Genomic DNA, 10,322 nt, shown 5'->3' on the forward strand with positions numbered 1-10,322 from the left:
GGGTGGAAGTCTGCCAGATCAGGAGGTGGCTGGGTTTTGGACGCCGATCACCCCCGAAACTGGCCTACTGTTCCACGCCGATGCACACGCTCTAACGCTGAATTGCGCTCCAACGCCCTTCTGATCATATGATCGTCATTGTGGCTAAGAGCGCGCGAAGCTGGTGTGGGTCGACTGGCTTGCGGAGCACGTTGATCTCTTCGGCTGTCAAGATGTCATCACGGAATGCAAAATCATTGATCAGGAGAATCGCTGGAAGCCTTTTGTTTGAGAGGGCGCGGATAGCACGAATGGAATCGATCCCGCTTTCCTTTTCAAGAGGGTGATGATCGGAGATCATTACGTCGGGTCGCTTCTGAACTTCCCTGAGCGCGGTAAATGTTTGCCTCGCGGAAGAGGCATCCAGCACATCGTAGCCCCACATTTCGATGAGGGTCTTCATCGCTATTCGAAGGCACATACTATTCTCTATTAACAATACAAGATTTCGGTCACTACTATTCTGAACGGCTTTTTTGTTCTGAGTGCGCATTGAAGACACCTCGATTGCTGCATGGAGAGCCTTTAGTTTGGCTGGCGATTGGTCTGCTAATTGGTCTGGATGAAACAAAAGAGGCGTTAAGGCCTCATCCAGAAACGTCCTTCGGGTACCGCCATGGTGCGACCGCCCGTCGTGGTGCGGTGCTCGCCGCCGCGACAATTGCCGCGCCCACTCAGCGCAACCACCACATTTGGCCGATTGCCGGAATTGGACGGGGGCGCGTGGCCGCGGAACAGCGTTATCGCCAAAAGGCAAAGGTCGAGAAGCAGATTTGGTGACGAAGGCAGTTGCCCGATCCTGCGCTGTGCATCCACACCGACATTGCGTAAGCCATCCAAATCACCCGCGCTCTTGAGATGATCGGATGGCGATGAATGTGCTGAGTCGCCAGTTCCGTCGAACCATCCGGTGAATAGAGAAACAACGGGCAACGATAATCGTTTGCTTGAGACAGTTTTAAAATCTGGCGACATCCCTTCGGTGATGCTGATTTATTTTCTAATTGAAGAAAAAAATCTTACGTTGGAGAAGGCTCTTGCTGTCTTGATTTTTAGTATAGGCCTTGACAAAACGTTGTGTGATACCAATTATTTCCATCACTATGATCACAAGCCAAATAGCCAACCGCTTCCTTCTTGTTTCAGGTGGCCTGCTCGCAGGATAGCTCGCCCTGGCATCCTGGGCGGAATCAATCCGTTCGACCAGGATCCAGGGCTTGCGCTGACATCTTGATCGCATCGAGCGCCGAAGAGTCGTTCGGTTCCGCCATGCTGCATGCCATTCACAACCCCAGATAGTTTGACAAGCTTCGAATGCTGGCGTGCGCCCGGTTTGGAGAACGCTGACGGATGAGCACTCATTCGAAAGTCGTGACCAAATGCAGCGTGTCCAGCAAGGCTTGCATCCGTCAAGTCTGGGGCGGGAGTGTCTCCTGCGTTTACTTGGCTTAGGTGAGGGCCATGAAAAAGACTGTCGAAGCAGCCTCGTCCGGAGACGTTATTGTCATTGGTCAAAGCGATTACCTTCGCATCGCCACTTTGCTGATCACACCGGGTTCGGCAATGCCTCCCGAGGTGCGTTCATCCTTTCTGGATGCGCTCGAAGATGCTGTCATTGTCGATGACGAGCACCTGCCCGGTCATGTGGTGCGCATTGGTTCCACCCTGGTCGTGCAAGATTGTGCCACCGGCGAGGAACGTCACTGCATCCTCAGTTGGCCGGGGCATGAAGGAACGATCGACTGCATCTCCGTCCTGACGCCTCTGGGCGGTCGGTTGATCGGGGCCGCGGAGAGTACCGTTATTGTGATCAAGAAAGCTGGTGGAAGTACCATGCGTTTCATGATGAAGAATGTAGACAAAAGTAGACCAATACAGTGCCGTCATAATGACAGCGCTCTCTAGCCAAATCTGGAAATATCAGGATAGACCCGGCGTTCGGCGCCGCTCATCTTTTCACAAGACAACAGTGGAGGCGGCAATGTGTATGGATCGCAAGGAAGAGAAGGTTCTTCCATCCATCGTCATGACGGATCGTGATTGGCGTCGGCTAAAGCGGTTGGTCGAATGCGCGGCGGCTCTGTATTATCCCGTCTCAGATCTTCTGGAACGGGAGGTTGCGCGTGCAATCGTGTACCCCGTTGACAACATTCCTTCGAATATCGTTACCATAAACTCAAGGGTCACATTCCATACCGGGTGCGCCGACAGCACGCGATCCAAATTCCTGGTCTTCCCTGAACGCTACACACCGAATGGACATTGCGTTTCAGTCACAAGCCCTCTTGGCGCCGCACTGATTGGAATGAGAAGCGGCAGCAGTCTCCACTACCGATCCCTGGAGGGAGATCCCAGGTACGTGGTTGTGCAAGACGTTGCCTATCAGCCGCAAGCCGCCAGACGGAAGCGCTTGTTGCAGGACATGCAGGAGATGGATTCCGTGGACGCTCTTTTCGAGCAAAGGACGTGGTGACGCCCCTGTTGCTGTTCGGAGTTGAATGCAACGCAGGGGAATGCCGTTCGCTGCTCCTTCGGTAAACGGCGCCTCATACCGTAGTCTTCACCGCAGACGCCGCCCGCGCCCGTCGCGTCGGCAAGGCCATTCAAGCGGGCACCATCTGGATGAACTGCTGGGGCGTGATCCCCGAGCACTTCGACGAGAGCGGCTTCAAGCAGAGCGGCGTGGCATTCTGTGCGGTCCTCGCGCCATCGAGCAGTTCCAGGAGATCAAGGTGTACGCGTCCGTCGACGCGGCGCCGGCCGCCTGATCGCCGTCAAACCTCACAGCGAGCCGCGGACGCGCAACGAACGCCATCCTCCTTGGAAGCTCCATGCGTTGCCGCGGCTTCCGCCCAGTCATCTTCCCAGAAAACGGGGACCATGTATGTGCCCCACCTGGCGCAAGAGGGAAATCCGAGCTGACGGGCCGAGAAGGATTCATCCATGTGTCCGGTCTGGCAAGAGACTGTCCTCGGCTCTCGGCTACTTCACCCCGGACCAAGCCGAGCTTCCAGGCGCTTAACCCGGTGTCCTTTCTGCATGGGGAAGGTCAAATCTTTCGCCCTCCCCGCCTCCATGCAATACGCTGCCGCATGGTGCTGCATGCATTTTCTTTGCCTTTCCTGCATGACCCAGCCCATTCTTGAGAGCGGATCGCGTAAAATCGGAATCGGTTTAGGGCGTGAATCCGATCGTCGAACAGCGACTGCAGCGTCATGCGTTTCATATCAAACGCACGACGCTGCAGATTGGATCATTTACCGGGCCCCGTCGTCCCACCCTTGCGTTTCCCGCTGTTACGGATTCAACTATGACGGCACGACACTCCCTCTCAGACACACCCCGTGACCGTTTCTTGAGAGGCGAGGAGCCGCCGCCCGGGTGTTTGGACGAGGCGGTGCTGTCTTCCTGGCGGCGCCTGCGCGACCGGGCGCCGGAAGAGGCTGCCGGTCCGGTGCCGAGGGAGCGGCCGTCGGCTAACCAGTTGTTGGGTAACATAGCGGCCACCGGCGCGCTGATCCTCGGCTCCATTCGCCTGATCCTGGGCCGCGATCATCCCGTCGCCATCGTTCTGGTCGACCGCGACCTGATCATTCACAGCGTCGCCGGAGACCGTTCCTTCGTCGAACGGCTGGATGCGGCCGGCTTGGGCGAGGGCGGGTCGGCGGTGGAGGATGCCGTCGGCACCAACGCCATCGATCTGTGCCTGCGGGAGCGGCGCCCAATGGTCACATCCAACTGGCACCATGTCAGCGGCGACCTGACAAACACCATGATCGCCGCCGCACCTCTCTTCGGTTTGAACACCGCCTTGCACGGCGCCATAGCGCTGGTGTCGGACGCATCGGTTGGAACGGACACGCTGAGCGGCCTTGCCCTGCTGTGCGCAGAGAGCACCAGCGCTCAATTGAGCGCGGTGGAGACCAGCGGCAATCTCGACCGCATGCTGGTCGAGCAGCGGGCCATCATCGACAGCATCTCCGATGGATTGCTGGTGGTGGACGAGGATGGCCGGGTCCGCCACATGAATGCGCCGGCCGGCCGTATTCTGACCCTGAACCCGGAGCAGAGCGTCGGCCGCCGCTTTGCCGAACTGCTCGATTTCGAGCCGATCATCGCGCCGATCTTCCGCACCGGCATCGGCTATTACGACCGGGAACTGATCATCGATTCCGGCAGGCGCCACCTGCACCTGATCGACACCGCCATTCCCATCAAGGACGTACAGGGCAAGGTCCAATCGGTCGTCAACACCTTCCGGGAGTTCAACCGCGCCAAGCGGATCGCGCAACAGATCGCCGGCAGTCCGGTGCGCTACACCTTCGACGACATCATCGGCACGTCGGATTGCCTGCGCCACGCCATTGGCGATGCCCGCAAGGCCGCGCTCGGCACCGCAAACGTCCTGCTGAATGGACCGAGCGGCAGCGGCAAGGAGGTCTTCGCCCAGGCCATCCATGCCCATGGCGACCGCCGTGACGCCCCCTTCATCGCCGTCAATTGCGCAGCCCTGCCACGCGAGCTGATTGAAAGCGAGCTGTTCGGCTACGTCGCCGGCAGCTTCACCGGGGCGCAGAAGGGCGGGCGGCCTGGCAAGTTCGAAATGGCTTCCGGCGGAACGATCTTCCTTGACGAGATCACGGAGATGCCGCTTGACCTCCAGGCCAAGCTGCTGCGTGTCCTCCAGGAGCGCGAGGTCACCCGGATCGGCGCCACCCGGCCCATCCCGGTCGATGTCCGGGTCATCGCCGCGTCCAATCGGAATCTGAAAGATGCCATCGCCCGGCGGGAGTTCCGCGACGACCTGTACTACCGCCTGCACGTCGTCTCAATCACGATCCCGGCCCTGAAGGACCGCAGAAACGACATCCCGATGCTGGCGACCCACTTCCTGCGCAAATACGCCGCCAGCGCCGGCAAGCCTGTGTTCACCATTTCCGACGCAGCCCTGCGGTCGATGGCCGCATACGAATGGCCGGGCAATGTGCGTGAGCTGGAAAATACTCTGGAGCGACTCGTCGTGCTGTCAGAGGGCACGGAGATACAGCGTTTTGATCCACCCGACGACCCGAGGACGCCGACACCGTCTCCGATCGCGCCACCGGCCCTGAGGTCGTTGCGCGAGCATGAGCGCGACGTTATCGCCGCCACGCTCGCCCATGTGGACCACAACGTGACCAGAGCGGCGGAGATCCTCGGAATTGCTCGGCCGACTCTCTACACCAAAATCCGCGACTACGGCATCGCGCTGCAGCGCACCGGGGCGGATAAATGGTCTTGAATTTGAACAAACGTAATGTTTTTTAACGTTCAATTTTTTAACACGCACTGCCGAGCGTGATCGCCGTCAGCGTCGGCGCCCTCTTGGGCCGGCAGTTCAATCAATTGATTTCATTCATTCTTCAACCTCCCCGGCTGGTTCGGCGAAGGTTGGCACGGACGTTGCCTAGTGAAGGGTGATCCCCTGAACTGGAGACAGCCCGAATGACCATCCCCTTGGATCCGGAGCGCGTCGCAACGGTGCAACTCGTTGTCGATGCGTCGATGACGGCCGACGCCTTCGCCCGAGAGCCCAACGAGCGCTATCCGCAGGTCCTCGCCACGCCGGTGATGATCGCCGAGATGGAGCGCGCCTGTGCCGCCCTGCTGCGCCCCGTGCTCCAGCCCGGTGAGCTGTCGGTCGGGGCCAAACTGGACGTGTCGCACGTCGCACCGACGCCGGTCGGCGGCCAGGTGAGGACCAGCGCCCGCTTCACGGGGCGCGAGGGCGCTCTCTACTGGTTCAACGTCTGGTCGGAGGATGCTGGTGGCAAGATCGGCCAAGGCCGGCACGCCCGCGCCATCTTGCCGCAATCCGCCATTGAATCCCGTGCCGATTCCCGTGCCGCCGCGCGCACCGGTTCATGACCGGTGCATCCACCATCCAGACCGAGGCCCTGATGTCCACCTCAGATCTTCTCCACCCCGATTTTGAAACCCTTGCCGACGGCGAAATCCGCGCCCTTCAGGACCACCTTTGGACGGCGCAATGGGCCTATGTGTCCGATCGGTCTGCGATGTATCGGCGTATGTTCCCCGCCAGCGTCGGACTCCCGGTGACGCTCGACGGCCTGCAGGATCTGCCGCTGACCGACAAGGAGGACCTCCGCGCCGGCCAGGAGGCCGTCTATCCCTTCGGCGACTATGTGGCCTGTGCGGAGGAGAGCATCGTCCGTCTGCACCGCACCTCCGGCACCACCGGCCGGGCGCTCAACCTCGCCAACAGTCGGCAGGACTGCGACCGCATCGCCTCCATCGGCGGCCGGGCGATGCATGCCTCCGGACTGCGTTCGACCGACCGCGTGGTGCATTGCTTGAACTACTGCATGTGGACCGGTGGCGTGACCGATCACATGACGCTGGAAGCGGCCGGTGCGACGGTGGTGCCGTTCGGCGTCGGCAACACCAAGCAGCTTCTCCAGGCGATCCGCGACCTGAAGATCACCGCCATCTCCTGCACGCCGTCCTACCCGGCGCTGCTGGAAAAGCTTCTGCGTGACGAAGGTGGTCCGGCGCCGCGGGACCTCGGGCTTCGGCTCGGCCTGTTCGGTGGCGAGGCCGGGCTGGACAATGCGGCCTTCCGCGCGACCATGGAAGAGACCTGGGGCTTCGGCGTGCGCAACGCCAATTACGGCCTCAGCGAGGTGCTGAGCACGCTGGGCAGCCAGTGCGAGGCGACCACCGACTTGCATTTCCACGGCAGCGACTATCTGTTCGCCGAAATCCTCGATGCGGAGGGCAACCGTCTGCCGATCCGCGAGGGTACGGTCGGCGAACTGGTCTGCACCCACATCGAAAAGGAATGCCAGCCGCTGATCCGCTACCGCACCCGCGACGTCATCACCGTGACCGGCACCGGGCGCTGCGCATGCGGCCGGACCTCCTGGCGCTTTCGGGTCAGCGGCCGCACCGACGACATGTTCAACGTGCGCGGAATCAACATATTCCCCAGCGCGGTCCGCAAGGCGGTCAGCAGCCTGCCGGCGCTGTCGTCCGGCCATTTCCGCATCCGGCTGGTCGGGCCCGGGCCGTACGACCGCATCCAGCTGCGCGTCGAGGCGGCCGAGCGGCTGCCTGGAACGGCATGGCCTGCGGCAGCGGCGGAATTGGAGAAGGCGGTGCGTGAACAAGCCGGCGCGACTGCCTCGGTCACCATGATCCCGCACGACACGCTGCCGCGCACCGCCGGCAAGACAGACTGGATTGAAAGGGTCGCATCATGAGCACGGTCAATCTCGATGTGGCGGCCGGCATCGGCCGCGTGACGCTGAACCGGCCGGAGCGGATGAACGCCATCGGCACCGTCCTGCTGCATGACCTTCACGCCGCGCTGACCGAAGCGGCGGAGCGCCCGGACGTGTCGGTGATCCTGCTGTGCGGCGCCGGGCGGGCTTTCTGCGCGGGCGACGACCTGAAGGAGTTCGACCAGCAGACCCGCGACGATGCCGCGATCCGCGCCCACATCGCCGGCATCCAGCAGATCACCCACGATTTGATGTTCGGATCGAAGATCGTCGTGGGGGCGGTACACGGCTTCGCCGTGGGCGGCGGGTTCGAATGGATGCTGAACTGCGACCTCGTGGTTGCCTCCGACGACCTTCAAGCCTTCTTCCCGGAAATGGAGTGGGGCCAGTTCGTCACCGGCGGGGTGACCCACCTGCTGCCGCTGGCTGTCGGCTATCAGCGGGCGATGGAGCTGATGCTTCTGGGCGAACGGCAATCGGCGGCACGGCTGGCCGGACTCGGGCTGGTCAACCGGGTGGTCCCACGCGAGGCGCTGCTCGAAACTGCGACGGCGCTGGCATCGGTGGTGGCCGGGAAGTCGCGCTTCTCCACCGGCCGGCTGAAGCGTCTGATGACTGTCGACCTGTCCAACCTGCTGCACCGTGCCCTGGACTTGGAGGCAGCGGCCACCATCGAGGCGTTCGGCAATCCCGAGGCTGCCGAACGGGTCGTCCGTTTCGCCACGCGCAAGTCGTCTTGAGAGGAGGAACTGGAATGGGCGCGATCAAGGCCGTCACCTTCGATTACTTCGGCACGCTGGTCGACGTCGATGCCGGCGGCACCGCCGGCATGGCGCAGGTGCTGTTTAGCCTGGGCCGCAGCGATTTGGACGCCGCAGCCCTCTACCTCGACTGGGATGTGCGCAATGTCCAACTCTACCGGTCGTCCGCCTATCGCCGGTACCGAGAGGTCGCCGCCGAAGCGTTGGCTGCCACGCTGGCGGAGGCCGGGATCGAGCGGCTGGATACGGTCCAGCTTCCGGCCCTGACCGACACGCTGCTGACCGGCCTCGTCGAGCAGGCGCGGCCGCACCCCGAGGTGCCGGAGATCCTCGCCCTTCTGGTGGCCAAATATCCGCTGATGCCAATCACCAACATGGACAGCGACCTGTTCGCGCGCAGCCGGCTGGCCTCCTTCTTTCCCACCGTCACGACCGCCGAGATGGCCCGGGCCTACAAGCCGTCGGAGCGCATCTTCCGGCTCGCTCTGGACCGGCTGGCGCTGGCTCCCGGCGAAGTGCTGCACGCCTCGCTGGCTTCTTGGGCTGACATCGACGGAGCCAAGCCGCTGGGCATGCGGGTCGCCTGGATCAACCGCACCCAGGACAGGCTAGGGCCGTGGCAGCCCCGGCCGGACCATGAGTTCGCCGATCTAACCGGATTGCGCGAGGTGCTTGCCCTCTGACATCGGGCACACCGAAAAACGGGCTTGCTGAGACACGTCCGCCGCATGCGGCCCGGCGGACGATGCAACGACACAACAACATGCCGCGTCAACGAATGGGGAAGTTCCATGTCTCGATCATTGTCTCAACCTGGGTCTCGATCCGACACGTTCGTCCGCAAGCTGTTCCGCGGCAACCTGCTTCGTTTCGGCATCTCGCTCGCGGCGCTGGTGCCGACGGCGGCGACGGCCGACGTCAAGCTCGGCCTTGCCGGTCCTGTCACCGGGCAATACGCCTCTTTCATGGAGCAGATGCGGCGCGGTGCCGACCTCGCCGTCGCCGACCTCAACGCCGCCGGCGGCATCAATGGCGAGAAGGTCGTCCTGCAGGTGGCCGACGACGCCTGCGATCCCAAACAGGCGGTGGCCGTCGCCAACCGCTTCGTCGCGGACGGCGTTCAGGCGGTGGTCGGGCATTTCTGCTCCAGTTCGACCATTCCGGCCTCCAGTGTCTATGCAGAAGCTGGACTGGTGATCGTAACCCCGGCCTCGACCAACCCGACGATCACCGAACGCGGTCTGACCAACATGTTCCGCGTCTGCGGGCGTGACGACCAGGCCGCAGGTGTGGCGGCGAAGCAGATCGTCAGCCGCCGTCTCGGCCAAACCATCGCCGTCGTCCACGACAAATCCACCTATGGCCAGGGCATCGCCGAGGGGGTGCGGACGGAACTGGCACAGCAGGGGCGCAACGTCGTGCTGTTCGAGGGCATCACCCAGGGCGAGCGCGATTTCTCGTCGCTGGTCGCCCGCTTGAAGGCGCTGAACGTCGATCTCGTCTTCTTCGGCGGCTATCACACGGAGGCCGGGTTACTGGTGCGCCAAGCGTCCGAACAGGGGCTCAAGACCCGGTTCGTGGCCGGCGACGGTTTGGCGACCACCGAATTCGCCGCCATCGCCGGGCCGGCCAGCGATGGCGTGATGTTCACCTTCTACCCGGATCCGCGCGTCAACGCCGGCACCGCCGATCTGGTGCAGCGCTTCCGTTCCGCCGGATTCGAACCGGAAGGCTTCACCCTCTACACCTACGCCGCCGTCAACGTTCTGGCCGACGCAGCCAAAGCGGCGAAGACGATGAAGGGCGACAAGCTGGCCGCCGCGCTCCATGCCGGCACTTACCACACCGTGCTGGGCGACATCCGGTTCGACCGGAAGGGCGATCCGAACTCCGAGCCCTTCGTGCTCTATGCCTGGAACAACGGCACCTACGCTCCCCTGAAGTGATCCCAACAAAACGCCTGCCCTGACGAACGGAGCCGCAACCACGGCCGCCGAACGCGGGGACATGCCCGCCGCTTGTCCCGAACCAGGACGAGCGGCGCCGTGGCGCATCGCGCCGTCCGTCCCGACCTCCAAGCTCCGTTCCGCCTCTCTCGCACGCGGGAAGGAGCCTCAAACTTCGGGCGACGACTTCATGGACTATTTTCTCCAGCAATTGATCAACGGCTTGTCGCTTGGGGCGATTTACGGCCTGATCGCGATTGGCTACACGATGGTGTACGGCATCATCGGCATGA

The 10,322-nt window shown here is 62.4% G+C and carries 9 protein-coding genes and 1 pseudogene; 9 read left to right on the plus strand and 1 reads right to left on the minus strand.

Annotated features, from left to right (window positions below):
- Positions 1 to 124: 124 nt before the first annotated feature.
- Entirely contained in the window at positions 125 to 532 is a 408-nt protein-coding gene (locus tag TSH20_RS31680; RefSeq protein WP_109157089.1) for a response regulator, read from the minus strand.
- 14 nt (positions 533 to 546) lie between these two features.
- Between TSH20_RS31680 and TSH20_RS34800 the strand changes: the two genes are divergently transcribed.
- From TSH20_RS34800 to TSH20_RS35965, 9 genes and pseudogenes are all read left to right on the plus strand, one after another.
- The gene (locus tag TSH20_RS34800; protein WP_146205426.1) at positions 547 to 819 is read left to right on the plus strand and encodes a hypothetical protein; all 273 of its coding nucleotides are present in this window, start codon (positions 547 to 549) and stop codon (positions 817 to 819) included.
- Between the two features lie 681 nt (positions 820 to 1,500).
- On the plus strand, positions 1,501 to 1,944 hold the full coding sequence (locus TSH20_RS31685) for a GreA/GreB family elongation factor (RefSeq protein ID WP_109157088.1): 444 nt from the start codon (positions 1,501 to 1,503) through the stop codon (positions 1,942 to 1,944).
- Positions 1,945 to 3,220: 1,276 nt separating this feature from the next.
- On the plus strand, positions 3,221 to 5,320 hold the full coding sequence (locus TSH20_RS35400; protein ID WP_199232082.1) for a sigma 54-interacting transcriptional regulator: 2,100 nt from the start codon (positions 3,221 to 3,223) through the stop codon (positions 5,318 to 5,320).
- Between the two features lie 203 nt (positions 5,321 to 5,523).
- A complete protein-coding gene (locus TSH20_RS31705; protein WP_109157085.1) occupies positions 5,524 to 5,946 on the plus strand; it encodes a thioesterase in 423 nt (140 codons plus the stop codon).
- Positions 5,943 to 7,301 (plus strand): AMP-binding protein, encoded by a 1,359-nt coding sequence (locus TSH20_RS31710; RefSeq protein WP_199232081.1) that lies wholly within the window; start codon positions 5,943 to 5,945, stop codon positions 7,299 to 7,301. Before TSH20_RS31705 ends, TSH20_RS31710 begins: the two co-directional genes overlap by 4 nt.
- Complete coding sequence (locus tag TSH20_RS31715) at positions 7,298 to 8,062, plus strand: enoyl-CoA hydratase/isomerase family protein (RefSeq protein ID WP_109157084.1); 765 nt, start codon at positions 7,298 to 7,300, stop codon at positions 8,060 to 8,062. Before TSH20_RS31710 ends, TSH20_RS31715 begins: the two co-directional genes overlap by 4 nt.
- A gap of 14 nt (positions 8,063 to 8,076) precedes the next feature.
- Complete coding sequence (locus TSH20_RS31720; RefSeq protein ID WP_109157083.1) at positions 8,077 to 8,766, plus strand: HAD family hydrolase; 690 nt, start codon at positions 8,077 to 8,079, stop codon at positions 8,764 to 8,766.
- A gap of 108 nt (positions 8,767 to 8,874) precedes the next feature.
- Complete coding sequence (locus tag TSH20_RS31725) at positions 8,875 to 10,029, plus strand: branched-chain amino acid ABC transporter substrate-binding protein (RefSeq protein WP_109157082.1); 1,155 nt, start codon at positions 8,875 to 8,877, stop codon at positions 10,027 to 10,029.
- 190 nt (positions 10,030 to 10,219) lie between these two features.
- A pseudogene (locus TSH20_RS35965) lies at positions 10,220 to 10,322 on the plus strand (branched-chain amino acid ABC transporter permease LivH); the annotation flags it as partial.

It is taken from the genome of Azospirillum sp. TSH20 (assembly GCF_003115935.1).
In the GTDB taxonomy this organism is placed as follows: domain Bacteria; phylum Pseudomonadota; class Alphaproteobacteria; order Azospirillales; family Azospirillaceae; genus Azospirillum.

Excerpts from the sequence above, each read along its gene's own strand:
- TSH20_RS31680 (WP_109157089.1), bottom strand. The coding sequence starts at position 532 with ATGCGCACTCAGAACAAAAAAGCCGTTCAGAATAGTAGTGACCGAAAT.
- TSH20_RS31685 (WP_109157088.1), top strand. The coding sequence starts at position 1,501 with ATGAAAAAGACTGTCGAAGCAGCCTCGTCCGGAGACGTTATTGTCATT.
- TSH20_RS31705 (WP_109157085.1), top strand. The coding sequence starts at position 5,524 with ATGACCATCCCCTTGGATCCGGAGCGCGTCGCAACGGTGCAACTCGTT.
- TSH20_RS31710 (WP_199232081.1), top strand. The coding sequence starts at position 5,943 with ATGACCGGTGCATCCACCATCCAGACCGAGGCCCTGATGTCCACCTCA.
- TSH20_RS31715 (WP_109157084.1), top strand. The coding sequence starts at position 7,298 with ATGAGCACGGTCAATCTCGATGTGGCGGCCGGCATCGGCCGCGTGACG.
- TSH20_RS31720 (WP_109157083.1), top strand. The coding sequence starts at position 8,077 with ATGGGCGCGATCAAGGCCGTCACCTTCGATTACTTCGGCACGCTGGTC.
- TSH20_RS31725 (WP_109157082.1), top strand. The coding sequence starts at position 8,875 with ATGTCTCGATCATTGTCTCAACCTGGGTCTCGATCCGACACGTTCGTC.